The organism is Nocardia sp. NPDC052316 (assembly GCF_044547795.1).
Classification (GTDB): Bacteria; Actinomycetota; Actinomycetes; order Mycobacteriales; family Mycobacteriaceae; genus Nocardia.
In genome coordinates this window covers 773,614-799,771 of sequence record NZ_JBIUBB010000003.1, presented here as the reverse complement: position 1 = coordinate 799,771, position 26,158 = coordinate 773,614, and the positions used below count along the sequence as shown (strand labels likewise).

Sequence of the window (26,158 nt, the reverse complement as noted above, 5' to 3'; positions counted from 1 at the left end):
ACGATGACCGGCCGAGCAGTGCACGCGCCAGCCGCGCTGCTCGGTCAACCGGCCGACGCGCTGATCGATTGGGCCGTCGGCGTCCTGAAGGCTCGGGACATCGACATCACCGGCGCGCCGACGGAAACCCGGCGGCGCGCTTGGTCGTTGATCGTCCGCATTCCTACCGCGGCGGGCCCGATGTGGGCGAAAGCCAACGCGCGCGCCTTCGCCCATGAGGGCCCACTGCTCCAACTGCTCGCCCGGCTGCGCCCCGGCAGCGTGCTGGAACCTCTTGCGGTGCAACCCGAGCACGGCTGGTTGCTGAGCCCGCACGGCGGCGACACCGCCCCCGACACCGACGCGGAATGGTCCGGCCTGATCGGCTCCTATGTCGAGCTGCAGCACTCCCTCGCCCCGCACGTCGACGAGCTGCTCACCACCGGCACCCCCTATCTACCGCCCAGCCGGCTCGGCACCATCTACCGGCACTTCGAGCCGCGCGTCCCCGGCCTCGGCCACCGCATCGAGGAGGCCGCCGCCGAACTGGCCGGCTACGGCAGGCTCAGCCTCGAACACAACGACGTCCACCCCGACAACGTGTTCGCAGGCACCACCCCGGGCGCCGGGCGGTTCTTCGACTGGGGCGACGCCGTGATCACCCACCCGTTCCTCGCCCATCGCATCCTGCACAGCCCGCATCGCGCCGAGTACTTCGCGCACTGGCGCCGGTTCGAGCCGATCACCGAGGCGGAGATCGCCGCGGCCGAGCGGCTCGCGCCGTTGATCGCCCTGAACCCGTGGCGCACGATCGACACCTCGACGCCGCGCTTCGCCCGTCTCGTCGAAGCCTTGCTCGACGAGCTGCGCACGAAGTTCCGGTAGCACCCAACAGGACCCGCGACGCGACGAAGCCACCCATCCCGCCGACCCGCCTGCCCGCCGGAGTCCCTCCGCGCCCGGCCACATCGGCCGCAGTCCGATCCATTCCTCGGCAGCCCGCGCCACCGCTGTCCGGGCCGTAGCGGCGAAACAATGGCAGACTCGATGCGGACATTCGCGATGAGAAGCAGAGGAACCGATGCCGCACAGCCGTTGGATTTCACGCAGCACCCTGCTGCTGGCGGGAGTTTTCGCCGCCGCAGCACTGACCGCATGTGGAAGCGAGTCGAACCCGGCTCCGACCGGAAGCTCGGGCTCGACGACGGCATCGGCGACCACCACGCCGAGCGGCACCGCGGGCACGAACAAGCCGGGCACCCCGGAGATCTCCGACGCCGCTGCCGCGCAGCTCTGCGACATGATCCGGCCCGAGCTGTCGAACTGGCGGGTGCAGGGCCCGACGCTGGGCAAGATCGGCCTCAACGCGATGGTGCACGAGTGGGCGCTGCGCAACGGCGGCATCAACGGCGCGGTGCTCGCCGACAAGCCGGTCATCGACCGGCTCACCACCAAGAGCTGCCCGGACGTGCACAAGCAGGCGATCGAGGCGCTCGGCGTCCCCGATCTGGCCGCGGGCCTCGCGTTCTGATGAGCGGCGCACAGTTGCGGACGCTCTACCCCGAGATCGACTGCCACGACTCCGGCAAGCTCGACGTCGGCGACGGGCAGTCGATGTACTGGGAGGTCAGCGGCAACCCCGAGGGCAAGCCGGTGGTTCTGCTGCACGGCGGTCCCGGCGGCGCTGTCTCGCCGGTGCACCGGCGGTTCTTCGATCCGGCCGCATACCGGATCGTGCTGCTCGATCAGCGCGGCTGCGGACGCTCCACCCCGCACGTCGCCGACGGGGCGAGCCTGGCGACCAACACCACTCAGCACCTGATCGCCGATATCGAGGCACTGCGTACCCATCTCGGCATCGAGCGCTGGCAGGTGTTCGGCGGCTCCTGGGGCTCGACCCTCGCGCTCGCCTACGCCGAGACGCACCCCGACCGGGTGACCGAGCTGGTGCTGCGCGGCATCTTCCTGTTGCGCCGCAAGGAAATCGACTGGTACTACAACGGCGCCGCCGGGTACGTGTACCCCGCCGAGTGGGAGAAGTTCCTCGCGCCGGTGCCCGAGGCCGAGCGTGATCAAGACCTGGTCGAGGTCTATCACCGCCTCCTGCACTCCCCCGACGAGGAGGTCGCACTCGCCGCGGCGGTCGCCTGGTCCACCTGGGAGGGTGCGACGAGTTCGCTGCTGCCGCAGCCCGATCGGGTCGCCGAGACCGCCGAACCCCGGTTCGCGCTGGCCTTCGCCCGGATCGAGAACCACTACTTCCGCAATCACGCGTTCCTCGAGGAGGGTCAGCTGCTGCGCGATATCGCCAGCATCACCCACATTCCCACGGTCATCGTGCAGGGCCGCCACGACATCGTCTGCCCCGCGGTGAGCGCCTGGGATCTGCACAAGGCGATGCCCGGCTCGGAGTTGCACATCGTCGAGGACGCCGGACACGCCTCCTACGAGCCCGGCATCACGCACCATTTGATCGAAGCCACCGACAGATTCGCGAAGACGGGATAAATCATGACGGCCACAGCAGGCGAGGCCATCGTCGCGGCACTCAGCGACAATGTGGATCGGCTGCTGGCCGCCGAGCCCGAGGTGCGCGCCGACGCACCGGACTCGATCCACCAGATGCGGGTGGCCACCCGACGGTTACGCAGCGTGCTGCGGTCCTATCGCGGGTTGTTCGAACGGACGCCGGCCAGGGCGATGGGCGAGGAGCTCAAGTGGCTGGCCGGTGTCCTCGGTGTCGCCCGCGACGCCGAGGTGCGCGCCGAACGGTTCGAGACGCTGCTGACCAAACATGGCCAGCAGTCCGATCATTCGGCCGCCGACGTCGAGTTGGTGACCGCGCGCCTGGTCACCGCGGCGCACAGCAGGTACGCCGCGGCCCACGCCGACGTGCTGCTGGCGCTGGACAGCGGGCGCTACCGCGAACTGCGCGACGAGCTCACCAGGTGGCGCACCGAACCACCGCTGCGTTCCGCACGCGGCAGGGTGCCCGCCGCGGACTTCTTCGGCGTCGTCCTCGAACGCGACCGGGAACGCGTCCAAGCCCTGATCCAGCAGGAGACCACCGTAACCCCGGCCGAGCGGATCGAGCTGCTGCACGATATCCGCAAGAGCGCCAAGCGTTTACGGTACTCGTGCGAGGCGGCAGAACCCGTCATCGGCGCCGACGCGAGCGACCTCGGCACCCGCGCCAAACGGCTCCAGACGGTACTCGGCGACCATCGCGACGCCGTCGAATCACAACACGCCATCTACGGCATCTCAGCCGACGCCGGCGCCGCAGGCGAAGATACGGCCCTCTACCGCATCCTGGCAGGCGCCGAAGACACCGCAGCCCGCCAAGCCCTCAGCCGCTACCCCGACGCCGCGGCCGCACTGTCGGGCGAGTAGCCCCCACTCTCTACCCCGAGGCCGCGGCCGCACTGTCGGACGGGTAGCCCCGGCACCCCACCAGCACGCAGTCCACGACGCCGCACTCTTTCTCAGGATGTGCAATCGCTCTAGACGCTCCCAGTGGGTGCGCATCCCGAGAGCGAGTGCGTATTCGGCCGCGGTGGTCAGGCCGGGGGTGCGGGTTGGGCCGGGTAGGCGAAGGTGATTTTGCGGGCGATCGGGTCGGCGGAGACCAGGCGGACGCGGACGGTGGCGCCTTCCGGGGGTTCGCCTGCGCAGGGTCCGAGGACGGGTGGGTCGGCGATGAAGATCTCCGCGGCTCGGTTGCCGTTGGCTTCGCGTACTACCACCGCGTCGAATTCGGTGCCTGCGCGTTCGGCGAGCAGGGTGGACTCGGTGAGGTCGATGCAGGCGCGTTCGACCTTGCCTGCGATCGCGTCGCTGCGGCGCATGCTGTCGGCGGTGTCCGCCAGTCCGTCCCGAACCCATTGCGGCACTTCGATACCCGCGCAACGGGCCAGGCAGATCTCGGTACTGAAGCGGTCGGTCAGCCTGCGCAGCGGCGCGGTGACGTGGGCGTACGGTGCGCGGATCGCGCTGTGCTGCAAGCTTTCCGGCGTGGCGGCCACGGTGTCCTCGGTCACCACGGTGTAGGACGCCCCGCGCAGCAGGCTGGTCGCCTCGGACATCAGCACCAGCGCGGCGGGGGTGTTCGGATCGAGCCGAGCGAGCAGCTGCCCCACCGACAGCTCCTCGGGCCACTCGACGCCCAACGCGGCCGCGGTGCGATGCATCGACGCTATCGCCGACTCGGCGGGCGGCGGCATGGTGCGCAGCAGCGCGGGCGCGCCTGCGTCGAGCATGATGCGGGCCGCGCACATGCCGGTGAGCAACGAGACCTGCTCGTTCCAGTCGTCGGCGGCGGTGCGCGGTTCGACGATCAACCGCCAGTGTCCGTCGGACCGATCGTCCCGGACAATGCTCTGCGCGGGCAGTCGCAACCCGATCGCGCCGCGCTGCAGTCCGGCCTCGATGCGCCGCTTGCCGAACTCCGGCAGGGCCGCGATCGAAGGGTGCAGTCGGCCGGCGTCGGCGTCGGCCTGTACCCCGGCGTAGTCCAGTCTGGCGCGCGAACACACCAGCGCGCGCTCTACCGAAAAGCGTTGTGGCTCAGCGTTTTCGTCGAGCTCGATGGTCCACAGCGCGGCGGGCCTTCGCTGCTGCGGCAGCAGGCTCGCGGTGCCTTCCGACAGCACCGGCGGATGCAGCGGGACGGTGCCGTCGGGGAGGTAGTAGGTCTGCCCCCGCGCGCCGGACTCCTTGGCCAGCGCGCCATGCGGATCGATCACGGCGCCGACGTCGGCGATGGCGTAATGCAGGAGGAAGCCGGTGCCGGTGCGCTCGAGATGCAGGGCCTGGTCCAGATCCATGGCCCCCGGTGGGTCGATCGTCACGAACGGGATGTCGGTGCGATCGGCCCGGTCGCCCGCGAACGCGTCGGACGCGTCGCGGGCTTCCGTGCTGGCCTCGGCGGGATACGCCGAGGCCAGGCCGAATTCGGAACGGATGGCGCCGAAATCTACCGGCGCCGAGACGATCCGCTGATGCAATTCCACGCTGTCGGTGCCAGACCTACTGCAGCGCCAACATGGTGCCGTTCAACGAATCGAGCGGCCCGTACACGGTGAAGGTGACATGTCCGCCCGGGACCGACGCCGACACTGCGGCCGCCGCGTCCAGCGCCTGGCCGAACGAAGGGGCCGAAGGATGGGGCAGACCCGCCAGGGTCTGTCCGAAACGGTTCTGGGCCACCCAGACCGTGTCAGCCGGGCTGAGGTCGACCTGCACCCCACCCGGCAGCGGCGTCACCGCTACGGCACCGGCGGACCCGGCACCCATCATGGCGAAAACCGAAGCAGCCCCGGCGATCAACGCGCCGGCGACCAGTGAGCGAACAATCCGCATAGAGTTGAGACCTGCTTTCCCGCATTCGAAGTGTGAAGGGCTCGTTGCGGCCACGCAACGGGCCGTGCCAACGCGCACTACTTTATGACGTCGATCACGGTCCGGCTAGTTAGCGGCGGGTACGCGCGGCGAGTTCGCCTACCGGGCAGGCCGGCGACGTGGCTGCTAACGTGGGCCGCCGTAGCGGGTCTCACACTTTGCCCGCACATTCCGAAATGTCCCGTACGTCGACAATTGGGAGTTCCACAGCTATGTCATCGATTCTGTTCGACTACCTGGTACCGCTGATCGGCTCGGACCAGGCGGCGTATTGGGCCCAGGTCTTCGTCATCGCTCCGGTCTGACCACAAGTCTTCTGCCACAACCTGTCGCCTCCCGTTCACCCGACGGGAGGCGACTTTGGTTCCGGACCGCTAGCATCCCGCTCCGTGATCAGAACTACCGCCGCTCTCGCGGCCAGCGCCACCCTCTGTGCCCTACTGCTCACCGGCTGTGGGGACGACAAAGCCAGCAGTGCCACCCCCGCTGCCACTTCCGCCGCGCAGTCGAGCGGCGATGCCCAGGTCGTCGACAACGTCAAGGCAGGCGCGTTCGTCGTCAGCTTCCGCGGCGCGTTCCCGAAACTCGCCGACGGCAAGGACGACACGAAGATCGCCAACATCCTCAGCGACACCTGCAAGGAGATCAAGGCGAGCAAGCCCGAAGACGAGGTCGTCAAGAGCATCACCAAGCGCGCCTCCGGCAAGGTCGAGGCGACCGCCGAGGAGGCGAAGGCCATCTACCAGATGGCCAGGATGATGTGCTGAGCTACCGCTGCTTCAGCCACGGCAGGTAGCCGGGCAGGTACTTCAGCACGTAGCCGATCGTGATCATGCTGATGATGGCGATGACGGGAATGAGCACGGACATCGGTCCGGTCCTTACGTTGCGCTACCGGTGCGGGTCGTACGGCGCCGCCGCGAACGGCGTCGGCCGTACCCGTATCGGTATACGCCGGTCGGGTCACTCGCGTGGGCTGTTCGCGCGCGCCGTCGACGATTCGTCCGCCGCATCCAGTTGCCGCGGCTGCTCGCTCGCGGCCAGCGCGGCGGGCTTGTCGTGCTGTTCGGTGACCGCCGCCTGCCGATCCGTGGTCGGCGGCGGCGGTGCGGCCGGGGCCGTGCTGCGCTCCAGGAAGCGAAGCAACTCCACCGGGAACGGCAGCACCAGGGTCGAATTCTTCTCCGCCGCAACCTGAACGACGGTTTCCAGCAGTCGCAGCTGCAACGCCGCGGGCGACTCCGACATCTGCGCGCCCGCCTGCGCGAGCATCTTCGATGCCTGCAACTCGCCCTCGGCGGAGATCACCCTGGCGCGGCGTTCGCGTTCGGCCTCGGCCTGCCGCGACATCGAGCGTTTCAGCGAGTCCGGCAGTGCCACATCTTTGATCTCCACCCGGTCGATGTGCACACCCCAGCCGAGCGCCGGGCTGTCGATCATGATCTCCAGACCCTTGTTCAGCTCCTCCCGATTGGACAACAGGCTGTCCAGATCGCTCTTGCCGATGATCGAGCGCAGCGACGTCTGCGCCACCTGTCCGACGGCGAACAGATAGTTCTGCACCTCCACCACCGCGAGCACCGGGTCGAACACCCGGAAGTACACGACGGCGTCCACCCGCACCGTGACGTTGTCGCGCGTGATGCCCTCCTGCGCGGGCACCGGCAGGGTGACGATCTGCATCGAGACCTTGCGCATCCGGTCGATGAACGGAATCAGCCAGCGCAGCCCCGGATCTCGCGTCGCGACCACCCGCCCGAATCGAAAGATCAGCCCCCGTTCGTATTGCGCGACCACTCGCACGCTCGCGGCGGTGAGCACACCCGTACCTAGCAGACTGCCGAGAACAACCAGAGTTTCCATGCCTGGCCTCGAATCACGCCCGTGTGCAACAGAAGCGGGCGCCTGGGCGCTCCGGCCCCGCGGCTACCTCCATGATGGCACCGCGAGGCCGGTCCCGGCCGGAGACCGGACTGCCTATTTGACAGTCAGTCGCTTGATGGCAGTGCCGCCTTCGAGGCTCTGCTCGTTGTCGCCGGCGACCAGGGCGCCGATGACCCGCACTTGCTGACCTACCGCAGGGGTGAACGGTTCGGACTCGGGGATTTTCGTGGCGGTGAGGGTGGCGGTCTGGCGTTGCTCGTCGCATGTCGCCTTGGTCTTGGCGCCTACCGTCTGTTCCGCGCCCTCCGCGGTGCCGCGCACGAATACCTGCAACGTCACCGCCTTGCTCTGCGGCTCGCAGGTGTAGGTCACCTGGATATCCACATCACCGCCGTTGCTGGTGGCGGCGGTGATGTCGATGTTGTTGGGCGGCGGCGGTGGTGGCGCGGGAGCGGTGGTCGTTGGCTGCGCGCCTGCGACACCCGCGCAGGCCACCGTGGCCAGAGCTGTTGCGTAGGCGAGGATTCCCGCACGGCGCAGCATGGTGTGAACGTTGATGACGATCTCCTTGCAGTCGATCCCGCGGCGGCCCGAATCGGACATGCCGCACAAAACCTCGACCGACAATGTACTGGTATCGCGCGGGTCCGGGGCGGGCCAATCCTTCGGCTACAGCATGGATCTCAGCCGTTCACGCGCCGTTCGCCCGGCGACCACCCGCGGCGCGGGATCCGGCGAGGCGGACGAGTTGGCCTGTAAGCCGGATCCTGTCCCCGGTTCGCACCGGGGGGCGACCATCCATCTGGACACACCGTCACCGGGTGCCTCGAGCGGTCCACCCGCAGGCTCGGGCGAGCAGCCCTCGAACACCTGCGCAGCCGCACCGCGAACGATGCGACCTTCGACCTTGCTCCGGGCGGGGTTTACCAAGCCGCCCCGGTCACCCGGGGCGCTGGTGCGCTCTTACCGCACCGTTTCACCCTCACCACACGGCCCGGAGGCCGTGGGCGGTCTGTTTTCTGTGGCACTGTCCCGCGGGTTGCCCCGGGTTGCCGTTAGCAACCGCCCTGCTCTGTGGAGTCCGGACTTTCCTCGGCTTCGGGCGGCGGCACAACCGTGCCCGTTCCCGATGCCGCGGTCGCCCGGCCAACTCGTCCGCCGTACCAGAGTACTGGTCGCCGTGCACACCCCCAGGGTGCGGGCCCCGCCGACGCAGTACGGTTGGGTGCCATGGAACGTGTCGAGGTCGGCTTCCCCTCCGGAAGCGAGCAGTGCGCCGCCTGGCTTTACCGTCCGGATGGTGCACCGAAGCCCCGTCCACTCGTCATCATGGGACACGGCCTGGGGGCGAACAGGGAGATGGGGCTCGACCGGTACGCGCGGCGCTTCGCCGCCGCCGGCATGGCGGTCCTGGTATTCGACTACCGGCATTTCGGTGCCAGCCAAGGCGAGCCGCGCCAGGTGATCCGGATCGGGCGCCAGCGCGAGGACTGGCGTTCGGCCATCGCCTACGCGCGCACCATCCGCGGAGTCGACGCGACCCGGATCGCGTTGTGGGGCACCTCGTTCAGCGGCGGGCACGTGCTCGCGGTCGCGCCGGACGACGACTACCTGGCCGCGGTGGTCGCCCAGGTGCCGTTCACCAGCGGGCTGGCCTGCGCGCTGGCGAAGGGGCCGATCAGCATGACCAAGGTGACCGCCATCGCCGCCACCGATCTGCTGGTCGGGCCGATCCGGCGCAAGCACGTCGGCATCCGGCTGGCCGGGCGGCAGCGGACGGCGGCCTTGATGAGCGCCGCCGACGTGCCGGAGGGCAACGGCAGGCTGGCCGAGGAGAGCGAGCACTACAAGCCGAAGGTCGCTGCGCGCGTGGCGTTCTCGGCGCTGTTCGACTCGCCGGGCAAGCGGGCCAAGGCGTTGAAGATGCCGGTGCTCTACGCATTGTGCGAGAACGACTCGATCACCCCCATCAAGTCCGCGCTGCGTGCGGCGGAACGCACCAAGCACGCGGTGGTGAAGCGTTATCCGGTGGGGCATTTCGACATCTACTTCGACGACGTGTTCGAGAAGGCCGTGTACGACCAGACGGAGTTCCTGGTCTCGATTCTGCGGCCGTAGGGGGTGGTCGGCGGTGGGCAAGCCGCCGACAATCGCTTGGTATCCGGCGGTGCCGTATCGTAAGACGTAGTTCACGTCCCTTGTCGCCGACGATGGCCCCGGTGCGCCGCGAAGCATCGCCGCTATGAAAACTGTTGTGCCCCACGGGAAGGCCCTTCCCGTCCGCCCGTGACGGCCGCGCGGGTCAAGTCCCGCCCCGACCTGCGCCGCGAACGCAGGCAACGCGCGCACGGCTGCTGGAATCATCTGATCATCGCGCCGCTGTGGCCCAAGCACGGCGTCAACCTCGGCACCATGCTGCGCACCTGCGACGCCGTCGGCGCGTGCATGGCGGTACCGCGCCTGCCGTGGATTCCCGAGGCCCTCGCCCAGGGCAATACCCTCCGGAAACCGCAGTGCGTGCACTGGATCAACGGTCGCGTCGACCGCTGGCTGGCACGCCAGCGCAGCGGCGGATCCGCCATCGTCGGTGTCGAACTCACCGACGAATCCATCCGGCTGGCCGACCTGCCGACCGCCCGACGCCGCACCGTCATCGTGCTCGGCCACGAATCGACCGGCATCCCGGCGGAGGGACTGGAACTGCTCGACGTCGCGGTGGAGATTCCCATGGTCGGCACCGGGCACAGCCTCAACGTGGCCGTCGCGGGGTCGCTGGTGTTGTACAAACTGGCGGGGCTGTGTTGACGGGTACGCCCTGCCGACAGTGGTCGCGGCGCTGTGGCTGATCGCTACCGGCGTGATCGGAGCCTCGGCTGCGACGATGGGGGCCAAGCAAATCCGATCCCCACCCACCGGACACACCGATCAGTGTGATTCGCCGAGGAGTTCGCGAGTCACCACATCTGCCCACCATTTCTCGACGCGCTCCGGTGACCAGCCGCGTTCGACGGTGAGTTCGGTGTAGACGTCGATGTTGCAGATCGCGGCGTAAATATCGAGGGCGGTAGCGAGGTCCAGGCGCAGGGTCCCCGGCGGCCAAGCAGACAGGACTTGACGGTGGGCGTCGTCGGCGCGGGCGCGGGCGTCGCGGTAGGCCTGGGCCAGTTCGGGTTCCGTGCGTCCCGCCTCGCGCAGCAGCACGATCACCTCGCCCGCGCGCTCGAACAACCGGCGGTCGTAGGCGGCCATCGCGGCGAGCTGTCTGGGCGGTTCGGGGGCGGCCTCCAGGTCGGCGAGCAGACGGGCGATGTCGGCGGACAGGTCGGCGGCGTCGGCCAGGGCCCAGGTCAGGCCGTTCTTGTTGCCGTAGGCAGCGTAGACGGTCGGCACCGAGACGCCCGCCTCCCGCGCCACGTCGCGCACCGTGGTGGCGGCCCAGCCCTTGGCGACGAACAAAGCCCTTGCGGCGCGGGCGATTTCGGCGCTGGTCTGCTGCGCCTGGGCGGTGCGGCGCAGCGAGTCGTAGCGGCGGCGGGCCGGTTCTTCGGTCACAGGGGTTCCTCTTTCATTTTTCGCTGCTTATATTCAATATATGACAGATAAGACAGAGCACGCGGTGGCCTGGCCGTTCGCCCGGATCGGCGGCCTCGCCGGCCTCGGCTTCGCACTGATCATCGTCGGAGCGAACCTGATCCTGGAACCGGCGGGCATGCCCCCAGTCGGCGCGGACATCAGCGACGTCAACGCCTTCTTCACCACGAAAGCGGGCCTCACCCAGCTGTCTTCGGCCCTGACACCAGCCGCCTGGGTATGCGCCACGGTGTTCGGCGCCGCCGCCGTCGCCACCATCTGGCCGCGCGAGCGCGCCGCGGGCTCGGCCTGGGCACTGGTCGGCTTCGCCGGCCTACTGCTACAGAACGCCACGTTCCTCTGCGTCGTCGCCATCCGCCTGACCCTCAGCGCCACCGCCGACCACGCCCCCACCGACGGCCTGTGGGCCTTTCACAACGCCCTGTTCGTCCTCAACGGCACCTTCCTCGCCACCGCCCTGCTCGGCCTGTCCCTCGGCGGCCTGCGCACCAACCTCATCCCCCGCTGGCACGCCATCCTCGGATCGATCGCAGCCGCAGGACTATTCACCTCCGCCACCCTCACTCCCCTGGTGATGGACCACCCGAGCCCCCTCGCCCTGCTCAGCCTCATCAGCTGGCTCCTCTGGGTGGTCTGGATCGTCACCTACGGCATCACCCTCCTCCGCCTACACCCCACCCACCACCTCGCCTCAGCCTGAAACCCCAAGGCGTGCACCGCTCTAGGCAGCCCTACACGACGCCGACCCGCACTTCGGCCGATTCCAGCCAAGCTGGATGCCGCGCGCGCCTGACAGCACCGGTACACCCCCACCCGACCTACGCGCACGCTCGCCCAGTTGCGCGGCCCGCCAGAGTGCGCCCCGTCCCGACCTTCAAGCGAGCGCCGCGCGCTCGACCAGAACGCCCGGCCGACTCACTGCGCCGCCCCCGTCCGCATGCACTCCCACTCGGCCCGCATACGCACACCCGGCCAATGAGCGGCGCGCTGATCACCCTCAGCGGCGGCGTAGCACCCGCCAGAGGACGAACGCTGCCAGCGCGGCGAGCGCGGCGGGGATGGGTCGGCGGCGGGCTGCGGCGGCGAAGGAATTGCGCTGTTGCGCATCAGGTTCGGGCACTGTGGGACTGACCTTGTCGGTGGCGACGCGGGCCCGTTCTGTTGCTTCACCAGTTCGCTGGGCGGCCTGCCGGATTGCCTCGGCGGCCTTTTTCTTTGCTTCCGCGGCTCTTTCCGCGGCTTCCCGCTCCGCCGCCGCGGTGGCGGCTTCGGTGTCACCGGCTGCCTGGGCGGACTGCTCTTGGACCCGTCGCGCTACTTCGGCGGCTTTCTGCTCGGCGATCCGGCGAACTTCCGCGGCTCTCTCGGCAGCGAGGCGTTCGGCTTCGGTGGCCTTTTCTCGCACCGCGTCGGCTACCTCGTGGAACTTGTCGGTCTCGTGATCCGGATGGTCGGCCTGGGTCATGATTTCCTCCTGTCAGCGGCGGAGTCGTCGGCTGACGTGGCTGCTGCCCCGTGTGTGTCGGCGGCGTCGCGCTTGTCTTCCTCGGACATCGCGCGGGTGTCGCGTGGTGGCAGGAAGGGTTCCTGGTCGGGCGGTAGGCCCTGTTCGATGCGGCGGCCGCGGGCCAGTTCGGCATCGAACTCCGCGCCGAGCAACACCGCGACGTTGGACAACCACAGCCACACCAGGAAGACGGCGACACCGCCGAGAGATCCGTAGACCTTGTTGTAGGAACCGAAATTGGCGACGTAGACGGCGAATCCGGCGGAAGCGGCGATCCACAGCAGCACGGCAAGCACACTGCCGGGGCTCAGCCAGCGGAAGCCGGGCTGCTGCGCGTTGGGCGCGGCCCAGTACAGCAATGCGAACGCCAGACTGATCAGTACCGCGAGCACCGGCCATTTCGCGATGTCCCACACCAGCACACCGGCCGACCCGACGCCGAGCCATTGCCCGATGCGGTCGGCGATGCCGCCGGTGGCCACCACGCCGATCAAGCACAACGCGAGCAACACCACCATCGCGGCGGTCAGTCCGACGCGCACCGGAATCGTCTTCCAGATCGGCCTGCCCTCTTCGACGTCATAGATCGCGTTGGCGGCGCGCATGAAGGCCGCGATGTATCCCGAAGCCGTCCACAGCGCGGTGCCGAGCCCGATGAGGGCCAACGGCCCCGCCAATTGTCGCGACCCTTGCAGTTGTTTGATCGCATCGACCAACAAGGCGGTGCCGCTGCTGGGTCCGAGGTCTTGAATGGTGTCGATCAGCGACTGCGTGGCGGACGGGCTGAGCGCCCCGAGCAACGCGGTGAGCACGATGAGACCGGGGAAGATCGACAGCACGCTGTAATAGGTAAGTGCCGCAGCCCAATCCGTGACGTTGTCGTCCAGGAATTCCGTCACGGTCCGCCGCAGCACCCCCCACCACGACCGCCAGTTCAGCACGGACGGCCCTTTCGACCAATCCACCAGACGGTGTGCGCGCCGCGCCACTCCCTGCTTCGCCATGCCCGTCACCTCTCGATCGGGGAGCGAATACCCGGGGGTCGAGCAGGCAAACTCGACGCGCTAAAGCTTGTGCACCATCTCGTATTCCAGCGTCGGCTCACCCGGCCGGACGAAGGCGCTGACCCCGGTACGCACGAATCCGTTACGCAGATACAGGCGTTCGGCCGCCACGTTCCCGTCGGCGAACTCCAGCCGGACCTCGGTGTGCCCGCCCGCGGCGGCCAAGTCGAGGACGGCGCGCACGAGCAGATCCGCCACTCCGGTGCCGCGCGCCTCGGGCGCCACCCACATCGAGATCAAATGAATGCCGCCACGTTCGGGGTCGGGCATACCGCCGACGGTGCCGAGCTCGACCCCGTCGGCGACGGCGACGAACTGCGCCCGGTCCGTCAGCGCGGCCCGCCAGTCCGCCTCGGTGCGCGCCTGCGCTTGCGCCAGCGTCGATCCGAAGAACTGCGGAGTGTCGGCCAGCGCCCGCAATCGAACCCGCCGGAACACGCCCCACTCATCGGCGCTCAATCGCCGGAGCTCTATCGTCGACAGGTTCATTCCCGAATGGATACCCGCCGGGTAGCCGGTGGTGCAAACCCTTTTGCCAGCCCAGCCACCCGGACATCCCGCGCTGAACTGCCGAGTGCGGCGCGCACCAGTCGATCCGCCTCGGTCCGCCGAGCTACCTGATCCGAGTGTTCTGGAATGTCGTGAACAACCACTCACCCGCGCACCGGAGCGCGACTCTGGTCTGCACGGACAGGTCTTCGGGTCGGCAACCCGCCCTACCCGACCGCAGCACACAGACCCCACTGGTCACCATGACCGCGACGTCCGGCGTCGGAAACCGAATCGCGGTGGTTTCCGGATCGGAGAGTCGAGTCCCCTGCATGAAGCCGTCGAAGCCTTCCTGCATTACCGCAGCGAGTTCCGTTCTGCCACGGATGAATTCGCCGATCACCGAGACGAAGTCGGCATCGGGTGTAAAGGTGGCCGCAAAAGCCGCACCGTCACCGGCGGCCCAGGCGGCGGACTGCGTGGCAAGAAGCCGCAGGAGCTTCGCTTCGTCGGCGGTGCGCGGCTCGGAGTTCGGCATCGTCATCGGATAGCTCCCTTCAGTAACCGGCCCGGCGCAGGCCGGCGAATTCCACCGCGGCGAAGGCGGCGACCACCGTCGCACCGACGAACAGGAATGCGATGCCGAGGCCAGTCAGGTCGATCAGGCCGGAGAGCGCGAAGACCACCATCCCGACCGCGGACGCTGCGTTCACCGCGACGACGGCACACGCCTGGTGAAACGGGATCTCGATCGCTCCCGCGATGAGCAGCAACGCGAGCGCACCGCCGAGCATGGCGACGCCGAACGGAATCGACCAGGTGGTGGGCAAGCCGAGCGGATCACGCAGCACCGCCGCACCGGCCAGCATGACGACCCCGAAGCCGCCGGTACTCCAGCCGTCCACCCGCAGCGCAGTGCGCAAGTAGTCAATGCTCGGCCGGGTGGTCAGGTGGCCCGCGTTCATGTCCTGCTCCTGTGGGTCGCGTCGACGGAGCCGATCGGCTCCGGAACCCACCTTGCCGACGTGAGGTGAGCGTCTCAATGACCTCCGAGGTCATGGCCGCACGACGTGCGCGGTGATTAGCCTGCTCAGGTGGCACAACCTCAGCGGGAAACTCGATCGAGCGTCGGCATGCTGCTGCGCGAGTGGCGGCAGCGGCGCAGGCTCAGCCAGCTCGACCTGGCGCTGGCGGCGGACACCTCGGCGCGGCATCTGTCGTATGTGGAGACCGGGCGCGCCAAACCGAGCCGGGCGATGGTGCTGCGCCTGAGCGAGGCGCTGGAGGTGCCGCTGCGCGAACGCAACACCCTGCTGCTGGCCGCCGATTACGCGCCCGCCTACCGGGAGAGCAACCTCGACGACGTGAATCTGACCTCGGTGCGGGCCGCGCTGACAACAATGCTCACCGCGCACGAACCGTATCCGGCGGTGGTCGTCGATCGGCTGTGGAATGTGGTGACCGGCAATGCGGCGATGGGCGTTCTGCTGCACGGGATTCCGGAGCAGTTGCTGCTGCCGCGGCCGAATGTGTATCGCCTGGTGCTGCATCCGGAAGGGCTGGCCGCGCGGCTGGCCAACCTGAGCCAGGTCCGCGCGTTGTTCCTGGAGCGCCTGGCCAGGCAGGTCGGGGCGAGTGGCGACCCGCAGCTGACGGCGCTGTACGACGAGGTACGCCGTTATCCGCGGCTACCCGATCCCCCGGACGAGCCGAAAGCCGCTGCGGCACAGCCGAGCCCGTTCGAGGTACCGATCCGGATCCGCACGCCGATGGGTGAGCTGTCGATGTTCAGCACGATGGCGACCTTCGGCGCACCGGCCGATGTGACCCTCTCGGAGCTGGCGATCGAATTGTTCTACCCGCTGGACGAATTCACCGCGGCCGCGCTGCGTGAGCTGGCGGCCGCGGCGAATTCCGGACGCGCGAACTAGATCGGCTGGAAGCCGGCCCCGACGCCGCCCTGAGCGTTGATGGCGGCGAGGATCACCAGGATCGGCTGGAAGAACGCGGGCGAGTGCAGCGGGTTGGCGGCCGTGGTGCACGGCACGTCGAAGCCGACCGGACCGATACCGGTGAGCCGTCCCTGATTCATGCCGACCAGCCGATCGCCGACGACCACCGGGCCGCCGGAATCGCCCGGCTGCGAGCAGTATTGGTTGATGGTGGTGCCGTCGAGCTCGCCCCACACGACGCCGCAGTCCGAACCACTGGAGCGGCCGCTGGAGCACACGGTGGCGCCGGGTCCCGGCGCGGCGCCGAGGCCCGCGATGGTGGTCGGGCCGACGTTGCGGACCGGGGTGACCCGCTCCGGGTTGAGTTCCAGGACCGCGTAGTCCAGCCCCTTGCCGTCATCGGAGAACGCGACCTTACCGATCACTCCGGCATCCGGCGTGTGCTCTGCGATCAGCCGGGCGCCGGTGGGCGCGCAGTGGCCCGCGGTGATGCCGACGAGCCTGCCCGCGTTGTCGTGCCCGATCGCCGTGAGCGAGCACACGGAGTTGTTCTCGAACGCGATGCCCGAGCTGCCGCCGAGCACGGCGCTCGGCGCCGCCGAGGCGGTACCCGCGGCACCGGCGATCACCGATGCGACGGCGGCCGTCGCGGCGGCCAGCGATCTGAGTTTCGTTGTCACTTCTCTCCTTTTCGAAAAAGCGAGCACGCGACTATCACCGTGCTCGCCCGGACCGGGGAGGGAACCGCCCCCGACACAATCTGCGGTCGCCACATCGGCAAGCGGAAGCGCCTGCGCAGCGGAGTCAGATCGACGCTGGTTGCCTGCTGGTTGACTCAGCATCGACACGGGCAAGCCGGTCCGCAACACACCTGTGCGCCGCACCACAATGCGGGCGCGATGGAGACCCGAACCACATCGTTGTGTGGCGGCTCTGAAAAGTGTTCGCCCGAACTGACTTTCACCCTCACCCACACCCAGCTGCGGCCGAATTGCCCGACCGACGAGACTCAACTGTTATACGCCGCCAACCGCCGCACCGCGAATCCGAACGAAAACCTTCGGCCGACGCGCCCTAGATCACATGCTGTGGCAGAGGATGGCAGCACAGCGTGACCATCGCCGAGCTTCCGGCGACGGACGGATGAACAGTTGCTATAGGTATGAGGTGTCGTTCACCAGACGCACGGACGACCCGCCGTCCGGATAGAACTCCGCGATCGACAGCGACGCCAGGTCCAGGTGCAGCCGGTACAGCAGTGACGGCCCCACTCCGAGCGCCAGCTGGAGCAGCGTCTTGATCGGCGTCACATGACTGACCACGACCAGGTTCGCCCCGGGATACAGCCCCACCAGATCACGCCGGACCGCGTCGACCCGCTCGCGGACCTGGTCGAAGCTCTCCCCGCCGGGCGCGGGCAGCGACGCATCGCCCAGCCAGCGGGCGTGCAGTTCCGGGTCGCGTTCGGCCGCCTCCAGGAAGGTCAGGCCCTCCCACTCGCCGAAGTCGGTCTCGATGAGGCCGTCCAGGACTGTGAGCGGTGCGTCCAGCGCTGCCGCCGCGGCCTCGGCGGTATCGCGAGCCCTGCTCAGCGGCGAGGACACTACAGCGGAGATACCGCCTTTGGCGGCAAGCATTTTCGCGGCGCGCGCGGCCTGCTCGCGGCCGAGCTCCGTGAGCGGCGGGTTGCCGCGACCCGAATAGCGCCGTTGCACAGACAGTTCGGTCTGACCGTGGCGCAACAGCAGCAGGCGGGTCGGGCGACCGGTGGCACCGGTCCAGCCGGGCGCGGGCTGCGCCGCGACGGCCGAAACCACCGGGTCTTCGGCAACCGGTGCGGCCGTGGGCTTTTCGGCCTCGCGGGCGGTGCGCACCTCGTCCACCAGGGTGGCGTCGTCCATCGCCTCGTTGGCCAGCCGATCGGCATGCGAATTCTCGGCCCGCGGAATCCAGGTGAAGCTCACCCGCTCGAAACCCGCGACCAGCCTGCGAGCCCGGTCGGCCAGCGGAATCATGGCCGCGTGCTTGATCTTCCAGCGGCCCGACATCTGCTCGACGACCAGTTTGGAGTCCATCCGCACCGCGACGACGCTGGCGCCGAGTTCGGCCGCCGCCTCCAAACCCGCGACCAGGCCACGATATTCGGCGACATTGTTGGTGGCGACGCCGATGAACTCGCGGCGTTCGGCGAGCACCCGCACATGATCGGCGGCGAAGACGACTGCGCCGTAGCCCGCCGGTCCCGGATTACCCCGGGAGCCGCCGTCGGCCTCGACGATCACCTCGCGCTCGGTCACCGCGCTGCCCGCGCCGGTCGAGCGGTCACAGCCCCGATTCCTTGGTGCGCACCAGGATCGCCCCGCACTCCGGGCACCGCACCACCAGTTCGGGGGCGGTCTTCGCGATCCGGGCGATCTCGCCGCGATCGAGTTCGATCCGGCACGCGCCACAGCGGCGGGCTTGCAGCAGCGCCGCGCCGACACCGTGCTGGGCCCGCTGCCGGTCGTAGATCGCCAGCAGGTCGGCCGGGAACAGCGAGACGAGCTTGGACCGGTCGGCGTCGCAACGCCCCTGTGCCACCTCGAGATCGGCGAGGGCCTCGTCACGCTGGGTTTGCGCGTCGGCCAGTTCCTGCTCGGTCTTGTCCAGCCGGGCGCCCGCGTGCTGATAGTCGTCGGCGGAGGCCTCGCGCTTCTCCATCACCTCCAGCAGCTCGTCCTCGAGCACCGAGCGCCTGCGCTCCAGGCTGCCGAGTTCGTGCTGGATCTCCGAGAGCTGTTTGGCGTTCACCGTTCCGGCGCTCAGCATGCCCTTGTCGCGCTCCTCGCGCTTACGGACGGCGTCGACCTCGCCTTCCAGCTTGCGGATGTCGCGATCGAGGTCGTCCAGCATGATCTGCACGGCGACGGCGGCGTCCTTGTGCGCGTTGCGCTCGGCCTCCAGCCGGGCCACCTCCTGCTGTTCGGGCAGCACGGTGCGGCGGTGCGCGATCCGCGTCAGCTCGGCGTCGACAGCGGCGAGCTGTAGCAGCTTGGCCTGGATGGGTGGTTCGACATTCAACGCGGACAAACTCCTGGACGCTGTGGATGGGTCGGTGTTCAACCGTACCCCGCCGGACCGTTCCCGCTGACCGACGCCGCACCAATTGGGTGCCGCCGCCTCCGCCCACCCGGTGTCAGGCGGGGGCGCGGGTCTTGATGGCGTCCCTGGACACGAAGACGTCGTACTCACCGGGGACGGCGATCACCGCGTTGCCGTAGGCCGAGCGCACGAACGGCTCGGTCCACCAGCGGCCCTTGCGCATGTCATCGAAGAAGTCTCGGTCGCCGCCGTTGAGGAAGATCTGGTTCTGCGAGGTCGCCACCCCGTCCAGGCGCTGGCCGTACAGCCTGCTGATCTTGTATCCGGAGTGGAAACCGAGAGCGTTCACCCACGGTTCCAGCTCGACGATGCCCGCTTGCAGCACCCACGTGTCACCCTCGACCTGGTACTTCAGCCGCTGCTCGTCGTGCTGGTCGTCGCCGTAGAGGGTGAGTTCGACATCGAGCAGGTGCTCTTGCCCCTCCACCTCCTTGGCCACCACGTGCGCCGCTTTGATCTCTCCGGTCAATCCGAGATAGGTCTGCATCAGCGTCGCCAGCCAGAGCAGCACCACCGCGACCACCAGCAGCACCAGCCCGCTGCCGCCGCGCGTGATCAGCGCGCGGAAGCCGACCCGGCGGGCCCGCAGCAGCCCGGAGATGAGCAGTGCGAGCGCGATCAGGATGATCAAGATCAACCCGATCTGCACGAAGCCGAAGTTCACCGGGAAATTCATGCGGTAGTTGTACCCCCGAATCACCACCTGACTCGCGGAAACAACCGACCGCACAGCCGAATCCAGTTGACACGCGCCGACACGCCGAAGCGGCGGTAAGGTCGAAGGGGTCAAAGTTCAATTCTTCGGGGGTTTTCCATGGTGATCTTTGGTTGGCGGCAGTACGCGCATCGGCTCGCCGTGCTCACCCTGGTGTGCACGAGCTGCGGCAATCCGGCGGCCCACGTGCTACGGAAACTGGTCACCAAATTCACGCTGTTCTTCGTGCCACTGATCCCGTTGAGCACCAAGCACACCCTGCAATGCACCTGGTGCGGTGCCGAGTCGAAGCTCACGCAGCAGCAGGCCACGGAGCTCACCGGGCGAGCGCAATCGGAAAACGTGCACAGCGGGCAGCCCGCGGACCCGTCCTGGCACGGACAGCCGCCACGTAATTACTGATCGGGGCGGTTCCGCGCGAGCACTGATCAGCTCGGTTCGACGCAGGCACTGATCGGGCCGGCTCCGCCCAACTACTGGTCGGGCCGGCTCCGCCCAACTACTGATCGGCTCAGCTCCGCGCTATTGCTGACCGGGCTGGTCCGGCACGACTGCCGATCAATCTCCGACCTGGCATGATTGCTGACCGACTCAGCAAGGCGCAACTGTCGATCGGCCCGGCCCGGCGCTACTGCTGATCGACTCAGCTTGGCGCAACTGCCGATTGGCCCAGCGCGGCACAACTACTGGCCGACCCAGCTTGGCGCAACTATTAATCGTGCCAGTTACGCACGACCCGTTGATTGGCCCAGCGCGGCGCGACTGCTGGTCGACCCAGCTGGCGCAACTACCAATCGAGCTCGCTTGACGCTATTGCCGATCGGCCCAGCGCGGCACGTCTACGGATCGAACCGGCTTGCCACGGCTACTGGTCGGCTCAGCTCCGCGCGCTGACCGTCCACGGGTCGGTGCGCAGGGTAGAGACGCGCGTCTCCAGGTCGGGCAGGCCGGCCTGGACGACCCGTTCCGCCTGTGCGCACCAGGGGAATTCGGTTGCCCAGTGGGCGGCGTCGAGGAGGGCGGGGCCGCCCTTGCGCAGGTGCTCGTCGACCGGGTGATGGCGCAGGTCAGCGGTGACGTACGCGTCGACGCCGCGGCGAGTCACCGCGTTCAGGTAGGAGTCGCCCGCGCCGCCGCAGACGGCGACCGTGTAGATGGAGCGGTCCGGGTCGCCCGCCGCGCGCACGCCCCATGCGGTCGGTGGCAGTGCCGCGGCGACGCGATCGGTGAAGGCGCGCAACGACTCCGGTTCCGGCAGGGTGCCGACGCGGCCGATGCCGACCGTCGACGGCAGCGAGGCGCGTTCGGTGATGTGGTAGGCCGGGTCCTCGTACGGGTGGGCGGCGCGCAGCGCGGAGAGGATGGCGGCGCGGGCGGCGGGCGGCGCGATCAGCTCGAGACGCTCCTCGTCGACCCGCTGGAGTTCGCCGAGCACGCCGACGGCCGGGGTGGCCTCCGACATCGGCCGGAACTGGCCGACCGCGGGCACTCGGAGTGCGCAGTCGCGGTAGTCGCCGTCACCGCCCGCGCCCGCCATGAACAAGGCGGACAGCACTGCGTCGGCGTGCGACGGGGGCACCTGCACGACCCAGTTGTCGATGGGGGCTTCCGGTTTCGCATCGATCGGGCCGGTGACGGTCAGGCCGATCGCCGCCGCCAGCGCGTCGGAGACACCGGGATCGGCGGAGTCCGCGTTGGTGTGCGCGGTGAACAACGCGCAGCCGGAGCGGATGAGCTGGTGCAGCAGCGCACCTTTCGGAGTGTCGGCCGCGACGGTGTCGACGCCGCGCAACAGCAGCGGATGGTGCACCACCAAAGCCTGTGCCCGCCAATCGATCGCCTCCTCGACAACGGCCGCCGTGGCGTCGACCGCGAACAGCACCCGGGTGACCTCGTCGGCCGGATCACCGGCGACCAGCCCGACCGAGTCCCACGACTCCGCCAGCTTCGGTGGGTACGCCGCGTCGAGCACTTCGATGAGGTCCGCCAGTGTGGTCATCGTTCACCCTCCTCTGATCCGTCCATGAGCTGTCGCATTCCAGGCCGAGCCGACCCGCGGGCGGACAACCCGGCACGTGGTCGCGGATGACCACCTGGTCGAGAGTGCGCCTCGGTCGAAGTGCTCACCAAAGCTCCGCCGTTCGTATCGCGGTGACGAGTTGGTCCACCTCGGCGGTTCCGCGCACCGCGACACGGAGATGGTTCGGCCCGAGGCCGGGAAAGGTATCCGCGCGACGGACGGCAATACCCTTGTCGGCCAGGTACTTCCGGAGCAGCTCGCCGTCGGGGACGCGGAGCAACAGGAACGGCGCCTCGGCAGGCGTGTGGACGTGGACGCTTAGTTCGGTAAGCCGCTCGATCATCGCGTCGCGTTCGACGGCGATCGCCTGGGCACGCTGCTGTTCCGCCGCGACCGCGTGCGGCTCGGCGGTGGCGGTGATCGCCTCCAGTTGCAGGGTGCCGAGCGGCCAGTGGGCTCGGCCGTGATTCAGGCGCGCGAGAAGCTCGGGCGCACCGAGGAAGTAACCGCAGCGGAGTCCGGCGAGCGCCCAGGTTTTGGTGAGGCTGCGCAGGACGAGCAGATCGGGTGCGGAGTACCCGGCGAGCGATTCGGGCTCCCCCGCCACCGCGTCGGCGAACGCCTCGTCGACCACGATGGTCCGGCCCGGCCTGCGCAACGCGCGAATGGTTTCGGCGGGGTGCAGCACCGAGGTCGGGTTGGTCGGGTTGCCGAGCACCACGAGGTCGGCTTCGGCCGGGACGGCCGCCGGGTCCAGGGTGTACGGCGGCGCGAGCAGCACCCTGGTCACCGCGACACCGGCAGCGCGCAGCGCAAGCTCGGGTTCGGTGAACGACGGGTGGAGCAAGGCGGCCAGTCGGGGTGTGAGCCTCGGCAGCATGGCGAAGCCCTCGGCCGCACCCGCCAGCAACAGCACCTCGTCCGGGCTGCGCCCGTGCCTGGCCGCCACGGCACACCGGGCGGTGTGATCCTCCGCCGCGCTCGGGTAGCGCCCGAGCGTGTCCAGCCTGGCCGCGAGCCGCTGCCGCAGCCAGTCCGGCGGCGCGCTGCCCTGCACGTTCACCGCGAAGTCGAGCATGCCGGGGCGTGCGTCCACGTCGCCGTGGTGGCGCAGTTTCGCGTGCTCGACGCTGTCCTCGGACACGAGATCACACCCTACGTGGCGGGCCGGTAGGTCGACCGGCCAGAATGGCTGTCGTGGGTGAGCTGCACGTGTCGTTCGTCTGTACCGGCAACATCTGCCGTTCTCCGATGGCGGAGAAGATCTTCGTCATGCACCTTTCCCGCGCGGGACTGGCCGATCGGGTGCGGGTGAGCAGCGCGGGCACCGGCGCCTGGCACGTCGGCGACGACGCGGACACCCGCACCACCGCGACCCTGCGCAAGTACGGCTACGCGACCGGGCACATCGCCGCCGCCCTCGGCGCCGACCATCGCGACGCCGACCTGCTGATCGCCCTCGACACCTCCCACGAACGCGAACTGGCCCGCCTGGGTGTGCCGTCGGATCGGCGCAGGCTGCTACGCAGTTTCGACCCGGCCGCCGACGGGCCCGACGTGCCAGACCCCTACTACGGCGACACGGCCGATTTCGAACTCGTCCGTGACCAGATCGAGGCGGCGATGCCCGGCCTGCTCGACTGGGTGCGCGACGCGCTCGGCCTGCCTGCCCAGCCGCCCGACCCGCTGCTGGATCGGCGAATCTGATGCGCAGACTGACCTTTCTGCTCCGCCCGAGCTGGGTGATCCTCGCGGCTGTGGTCGCCGTGTTCGCCTACCTGTGCTTCACGGTGCTCGCGCCGTGGCAGCTCGGCAAGAACACGAGCACCTCGCACCGCAACCAGCTCATCGCCGACTCGGTGCGCGCCGACCCGATCGACATCACCACCGTCCTGGACAGCTCCAGCGCGGACGACGCGCACACCGAATGGCGCAAGGTCACCGCCTCCGGCGCCTATCTGCCGGACTCGACGGTGCTGGTTCGGCTGCGTCATCTCGACGGCGCCCCCGGCTACTCCGTGCTCTCCACCTTCCGGCTGGACGACGGTCGCCTGCTGCTCATCGACCGCGGGCTGGTCGCCGCGGTGGACGGTTCCCGGCCGCCGCCGATCCCCGACCCGCCCGCCGGACCGCAACGCCTCGAAGCCAGGGTCCGGATGTCCGAAGGCATCACACCCGGCAAAGACCCGTCCATCCAAGACGGCTACCGGCAGGTGTACTCGATCGACACCACCCAGGAAGCCGCCGTCCTGCAGCAACCGCTGACCCCGATCCCCACCGGCGAACGCGGCGGCTACCTGCAACTCGACGACAACCAACCCGGCGCCTTCACCCCCACCCCCCTCCCCCAGCTCGACGCGGGCCCCTACCTCTCCTACGGCCTGCAATGGCTGGCCTTCGGCATCATGGCGCCGCTCGGCCTCGGCTACTTCGTCTACGCCGAGATCCGGGAACGCCGTAGGGAAAAAGCGAGCTCCGCAACCGAACCGGTCAGCGCGAGCCCCCCACCCGACCCCACGTCACCCGAAACACCCACCACCGCAACCACTCCGGCTGCACCCAAACCGACAACCGAAGCGCGCCTGGCAGACCGCTACGGCCGCGGCCGCGGCTGACCGCCACTCCGATGCCGCAGCAGCTACGGCCCCACCAACCAGCGCGCGTCCGGCAGACCGCTACGGCCGCAGCCTCGATCGACCCGCGAACTTTGGGGTGCCTTCGATGCCGCGCAGCCCTACCGTGTCCAGCGCCTGGCGAGCACCCAAGGAGCGGCGACCACGACTGATCCGCACTGCACAGCCTCCGACATGTACGGCACCACAACACCTTCGATGACGCACCGCCCTACGGCGTCGAGCGCCTGGCAAGAGCCCATAGAGCCGCGACCACGACCGACGCGAACTGCACGGCTTCCGACATGTGTACGGCGCGGTGCAGGTCCGCGACGGTCGGGGCGGGGCCGTCGCCGAGGGTGGGGCGGAGTTCGGTGCCGTGACGGTACTGGGTGCGGCCACCGAGGCGGACACCGAGAGCCCCTGCCATCGAGGCCTCGACCACACCGGCGTTGGGGCTGGGGTGTTTTGCGGCATCCCGGCGCCAGGCGCGGCGGGCGGCGGCGGGGCGGCCTTGCACGAGCGGGGCGAGCGCGACGGTGAGCAGGCCGGTGAGGCGCGCGGGCAACAAATTGGCCAGGTCGTCGGTGCGGGCGGCGGCCCAGCCGAAGTTGCGGTAGCGGTCGTTGCGGTAGCCGATCATCGCGTCGAGGGTGTTGATCGCGCGGTACCCGAGCAGACCGGGCACACCGGCGAGCGCACCCCAGACCAGCGGAGCCACGGTCGCGTCGGAGGTGTTCTCCGCGATGGATTCCAGTGCGGCGCGGGCCAATCCGTCGGCATCGAGCACCTCGGGATCGCGGCCGCACAGCGAGGGCAGCAGCGCGCGAGCACCCGCCAGATCGCCCGCCTCCAGCCGTTCGGCCATCGCACTACCGGCCTTTGCGAGGCTCCGTCCGCCGAGCACCGTCCAGGTGGCCAGCGCGGTCGCAGGCAGCCCGAGCCCACGAACCCCCACACCGACCCCGACCGCCGCGCCCACCAACAGCACCTCGTGCAGTACCCCCGCACTACGCCGATCGGCATACGTCACCGATTCGAGCGCGCTTGCCGCCGAACCGAACCCGGCCACCGGATGCCACCGCCGCGGATCCCCCAACACCCGATCGAGCACAAACCCCAACAGCAACCCACCAGCGGTAGCGGTCCCCTTCTGCACCCACCGAGCCTATCCGCTCCTCCCACACCCCATGCCCAGCGGGACACAGCCGCGCACCTCCCCCCAGCGGCTGCCGCCACCATGTCCCGCCAACCAAACGCCACCACGCCGAACGGACATCACAGCGCGCCCAGGCGACGTTCGGCCGCCACCACCCCCCGCCGACCATGCGTAAACCCAACAGGACGCCACAATGCGCCCACTCGACATTCGGCCGCCAGCACCAACTCAGCGCGCCGCCACCAAGTCCGCCCACCATGCGCCACCGCAGCCAACAGGACGCCACAATGCGCCCAGGCGACGTTCGACCGCCACCACCCCCGGCGACCACGCGCTACCACGCCGAACGGGACATCTCAGCGCGTCCACTCGAAGTCTGCCGCCGTCACGTCCCGGCCACCATCAGCCACCCCCACCCCAACGGGACACCACAACCCGCCCACTCGATTTGCCGCCACCATGTCCCGCCGATCATGCGTAGCCCTGCCCAACGGGAGACCACAACCCGCCCACTCGATTTGCCATCACCATGTCCCGCCGATCATGCATAACCCCGCCCAACGGGACACCACGGCGCGCCCACTCGACTTTGCCGCCGCTGTATCCCGCTCGGCAGCCGCGCTACACGGTTCGGCGACGATGTCG

29 protein-coding genes and 1 other RNA gene are annotated in these 26,158 nt (G+C 69.0%); 12 read left to right on the top strand and 18 right to left on the bottom strand.

The genetic code is table 11. The features are described 5' to 3' along the window. Nucleotides 1-3: 3 nt before the first annotated feature. The 4 genes from ACIHA7_RS16445 (at nt 4) to ACIHA7_RS16430 (ending at nt 3,372) form a co-directional block, all read left to right on the top strand. Nucleotides 4-864: a phosphotransferase gene (locus tag ACIHA7_RS16445; RefSeq protein ID WP_397290097.1), complete on the top strand. Its 861-nt coding sequence runs from the start codon at nt 4-6 to the stop codon at nt 862-864. A 196-nt stretch (nt 865-1,060) separates the two neighbouring features. Beyond that, nucleotides 1,061-1,510, top strand: coding sequence for a hypothetical protein (locus tag ACIHA7_RS16440; RefSeq protein ID WP_397290095.1), 450 nt, complete (start codon nt 1,061-1,063; stop codon nt 1,508-1,510). After that, a complete protein-coding gene (gene pip, locus ACIHA7_RS16435; RefSeq protein ID WP_397290093.1) occupies nt 1,510-2,487 on the top strand; it encodes a prolyl aminopeptidase in 978 nt (325 codons plus the stop codon). Before ACIHA7_RS16440 ends, pip begins: the two co-directional genes overlap by 1 nt. Nucleotides 2,488-2,490: 3 nt before the next feature. Further along, nucleotides 2,491-3,372, top strand: a complete 882-nt coding sequence (locus ACIHA7_RS16430; protein WP_397290091.1) for a CHAD domain-containing protein — start codon at nt 2,491-2,493, stop codon at nt 3,370-3,372. Nucleotides 3,373-3,539: 167 nt separating this feature from the next. Here the strand turns inward: ACIHA7_RS16430 and ACIHA7_RS16425 are convergent, their stop codons facing one another. Continuing rightward, entirely contained in the window at nt 3,540-4,991 is a 1,452-nt protein-coding gene (locus ACIHA7_RS16425; RefSeq protein ID WP_397290089.1) for an RNB domain-containing ribonuclease, read from the bottom strand. A gap of 16 nt (nt 4,992-5,007) precedes the next feature. Beyond that, nucleotides 5,008-5,340 (bottom strand): hypothetical protein, encoded by a 333-nt coding sequence (locus tag ACIHA7_RS16420; RefSeq protein ID WP_107655050.1) that lies wholly within the window; start codon nt 5,338-5,340, stop codon nt 5,008-5,010. 428 nt (nt 5,341-5,768) lie between these two features. Here ACIHA7_RS16420 and ACIHA7_RS16415 point away from each other — a divergent pair, with 428 nt between their 5' ends. After that, nucleotides 5,769-6,146, top strand: coding sequence for a hypothetical protein (locus ACIHA7_RS16415; RefSeq protein WP_397290087.1), 378 nt, complete (start codon nt 5,769-5,771; stop codon nt 6,144-6,146). A gap of 196 nt (nt 6,147-6,342) precedes the next feature. Here the strand turns inward: ACIHA7_RS16415 and ACIHA7_RS16410 are convergent, their stop codons facing one another. The 3 genes from ACIHA7_RS16410 to rnpB all read right to left on the bottom strand — a co-directional run bounded on the left by ACIHA7_RS16410 (nt 6,343) and on the right by rnpB (nt 8,417). After that, nucleotides 6,343-7,242 (bottom strand): slipin family protein, encoded by a 900-nt coding sequence (locus tag ACIHA7_RS16410; protein WP_397290085.1) that lies wholly within the window; start codon nt 7,240-7,242, stop codon nt 6,343-6,345. Between the two features lie 114 nt (nt 7,243-7,356). Beyond that, nucleotides 7,357-7,866: a hypothetical protein gene (locus tag ACIHA7_RS16405; protein ID WP_397290083.1), complete on the bottom strand. Its 510-nt coding sequence runs from the start codon at nt 7,864-7,866 to the stop codon at nt 7,357-7,359. Between the two features lie 137 nt (nt 7,867-8,003). Further along, nucleotides 8,004-8,417, bottom strand: an RNA gene (gene rnpB / locus ACIHA7_RS16400) — RNase P RNA component class A. A gap of 76 nt (nt 8,418-8,493) precedes the next feature. Here rnpB and ACIHA7_RS16395 point away from each other — a divergent pair. Continuing rightward, nucleotides 8,494-9,381, top strand: a complete 888-nt coding sequence (locus ACIHA7_RS16395; protein WP_397290081.1) for an alpha/beta hydrolase — start codon at nt 8,494-8,496, stop codon at nt 9,379-9,381. A gap of 168 nt (nt 9,382-9,549) precedes the next feature. Next, nucleotides 9,550-10,068, top strand: coding sequence for a TrmH family RNA methyltransferase (locus ACIHA7_RS16390; protein WP_397290079.1), 519 nt, complete (start codon nt 9,550-9,552; stop codon nt 10,066-10,068). A gap of 120 nt (nt 10,069-10,188) precedes the next feature. Here ACIHA7_RS16390 and ACIHA7_RS16385 read toward each other — a convergent pair whose 3' ends face one another. Next, nucleotides 10,189-10,815 carry a TetR/AcrR family transcriptional regulator gene (locus ACIHA7_RS16385; protein ID WP_397290077.1) on the bottom strand — a complete coding sequence of 209 codons (627 nt, stop codon included), beginning with the start codon at nt 10,813-10,815 and terminating at the stop codon, nt 10,189-10,191. Nucleotides 10,816-10,855: 40 nt separating this feature from the next. Between ACIHA7_RS16385 and ACIHA7_RS16380 the strand changes: the two genes are divergently transcribed. Further along, nucleotides 10,856-11,554, top strand: coding sequence for a hypothetical protein (locus tag ACIHA7_RS16380; RefSeq protein WP_397290075.1), 699 nt, complete (start codon nt 10,856-10,858; stop codon nt 11,552-11,554). 297 nt (nt 11,555-11,851) lie between these two features. Here the strand turns inward: ACIHA7_RS16380 and ACIHA7_RS16375 are convergent, their stop codons facing one another. The 5 genes from ACIHA7_RS16375 to ACIHA7_RS16355 all read right to left on the bottom strand — a co-directional run bounded on the left by ACIHA7_RS16375 (nt 11,852) and on the right by ACIHA7_RS16355 (nt 14,879). Further along, complete coding sequence (locus ACIHA7_RS16375) at nt 11,852-12,319, bottom strand: hypothetical protein (protein ID WP_397290073.1); 468 nt, start codon at nt 12,317-12,319, stop codon at nt 11,852-11,854. Beyond that, a complete protein-coding gene (locus tag ACIHA7_RS16370; RefSeq protein WP_397290071.1) occupies nt 12,316-13,365 on the bottom strand; it encodes a YihY/virulence factor BrkB family protein in 1,050 nt (349 codons plus the stop codon). The genes ACIHA7_RS16375 and ACIHA7_RS16370 overlap by 4 nt, the downstream gene beginning before the upstream one ends. 60 nt (nt 13,366-13,425) lie before the next feature. Further along, nucleotides 13,426-13,914, bottom strand: a complete 489-nt coding sequence (locus ACIHA7_RS16365) for a GNAT family N-acetyltransferase (RefSeq protein WP_397290069.1) — start codon at nt 13,912-13,914, stop codon at nt 13,426-13,428. Between the two features lie 124 nt (nt 13,915-14,038). Then, the gene (locus tag ACIHA7_RS16360) at nt 14,039-14,458 is read right to left on the bottom strand and encodes an SgcJ/EcaC family oxidoreductase (protein ID WP_397290067.1); all 420 of its coding nucleotides are present in this window, start codon (nt 14,456-14,458) and stop codon (nt 14,039-14,041) included. Nucleotides 14,459-14,471: 13 nt separating this feature from the next. After that, entirely contained in the window at nt 14,472-14,879 is a 408-nt protein-coding gene (locus tag ACIHA7_RS16355) for a hypothetical protein (RefSeq protein WP_397290065.1), read from the bottom strand. Between the two features lie 168 nt (nt 14,880-15,047). Between ACIHA7_RS16355 and ACIHA7_RS16350 the strand changes: the two genes are divergently transcribed. Further along, on the top strand, nt 15,048-15,845 hold the full coding sequence (locus ACIHA7_RS16350) for a helix-turn-helix domain-containing protein (protein WP_397290797.1): 798 nt from the start codon (nt 15,048-15,050) through the stop codon (nt 15,843-15,845). On the opposite strand, the gene ACIHA7_RS16345 is transcribed toward ACIHA7_RS16350, so the two are convergent. The 4 genes from ACIHA7_RS16345 to ACIHA7_RS16330 form a co-directional block, all read right to left on the bottom strand. Continuing rightward, nucleotides 15,842-16,546, bottom strand: coding sequence for a S1 family peptidase (locus ACIHA7_RS16345; protein ID WP_397290063.1), 705 nt, complete (start codon nt 16,544-16,546; stop codon nt 15,842-15,844). The genes ACIHA7_RS16350 and ACIHA7_RS16345 overlap by 4 nt on opposite strands. A 474-nt stretch (nt 16,547-17,020) precedes the next feature. After that, nucleotides 17,021-18,163, bottom strand: a complete 1,143-nt coding sequence (locus ACIHA7_RS16340; protein WP_397290061.1) for a bifunctional RNase H/acid phosphatase — start codon at nt 18,161-18,163, stop codon at nt 17,021-17,023. A gap of 25 nt (nt 18,164-18,188) precedes the next feature. Continuing rightward, on the bottom strand, nt 18,189-18,926 hold the full coding sequence (locus ACIHA7_RS16335) for a zinc ribbon domain-containing protein (RefSeq protein WP_397290059.1): 738 nt from the start codon (nt 18,924-18,926) through the stop codon (nt 18,189-18,191). Between the two features lie 115 nt (nt 18,927-19,041). Then, nucleotides 19,042-19,683, bottom strand: a complete 642-nt coding sequence (locus ACIHA7_RS16330) for a hypothetical protein (RefSeq protein ID WP_397290057.1) — start codon at nt 19,681-19,683, stop codon at nt 19,042-19,044. Between the two features lie 138 nt (nt 19,684-19,821). Between ACIHA7_RS16330 and ACIHA7_RS16325 the strand changes: the two genes are divergently transcribed. Beyond that, the gene (locus tag ACIHA7_RS16325) at nt 19,822-20,124 is read left to right on the top strand and encodes a hypothetical protein (protein ID WP_397290055.1); all 303 of its coding nucleotides are present in this window, start codon (nt 19,822-19,824) and stop codon (nt 20,122-20,124) included. 475 nt (nt 20,125-20,599) lie between these two features. Here the strand turns inward: ACIHA7_RS16325 and ACIHA7_RS16320 are convergent, their stop codons facing one another. After that, complete coding sequence (locus tag ACIHA7_RS16320; protein WP_397290053.1) at nt 20,600-21,721, bottom strand: Nif3-like dinuclear metal center hexameric protein; 1,122 nt, start codon at nt 21,719-21,721, stop codon at nt 20,600-20,602. A 124-nt stretch (nt 21,722-21,845) separates the two neighbouring features. After that, nucleotides 21,846-22,886 (bottom strand): Rv2231c family pyridoxal phosphate-dependent protein CobC, encoded by a 1,041-nt coding sequence (gene cobC, locus ACIHA7_RS16315; protein WP_397290051.1) that lies wholly within the window; start codon nt 22,884-22,886, stop codon nt 21,846-21,848. Between the two features lie 44 nt (nt 22,887-22,930). On the opposite strand from cobC, the gene ACIHA7_RS16310 reads away from it, so the two are divergent. Next, nucleotides 22,931-23,449, top strand: a complete 519-nt coding sequence (locus ACIHA7_RS16310) for a low molecular weight protein-tyrosine-phosphatase (RefSeq protein ID WP_397290049.1) — start codon at nt 22,931-22,933, stop codon at nt 23,447-23,449. Then, a complete protein-coding gene (locus ACIHA7_RS16305; protein ID WP_397290047.1) occupies nt 23,449-24,357 on the top strand; it encodes an SURF1 family protein in 909 nt (302 codons plus the stop codon). The genes ACIHA7_RS16310 and ACIHA7_RS16305 overlap by 1 nt, the downstream gene beginning before the upstream one ends. A gap of 229 nt (nt 24,358-24,586) precedes the next feature. Here ACIHA7_RS16305 and ACIHA7_RS16300 read toward each other — a convergent pair whose 3' ends face one another. Beyond that, the gene (locus ACIHA7_RS16300; RefSeq protein ID WP_397290045.1) at nt 24,587-25,513 is read right to left on the bottom strand and encodes a cobalamin biosynthesis protein; all 927 of its coding nucleotides are present in this window, start codon (nt 25,511-25,513) and stop codon (nt 24,587-24,589) included. Nucleotides 25,514-26,158: the final 645 nt, after the last annotated feature.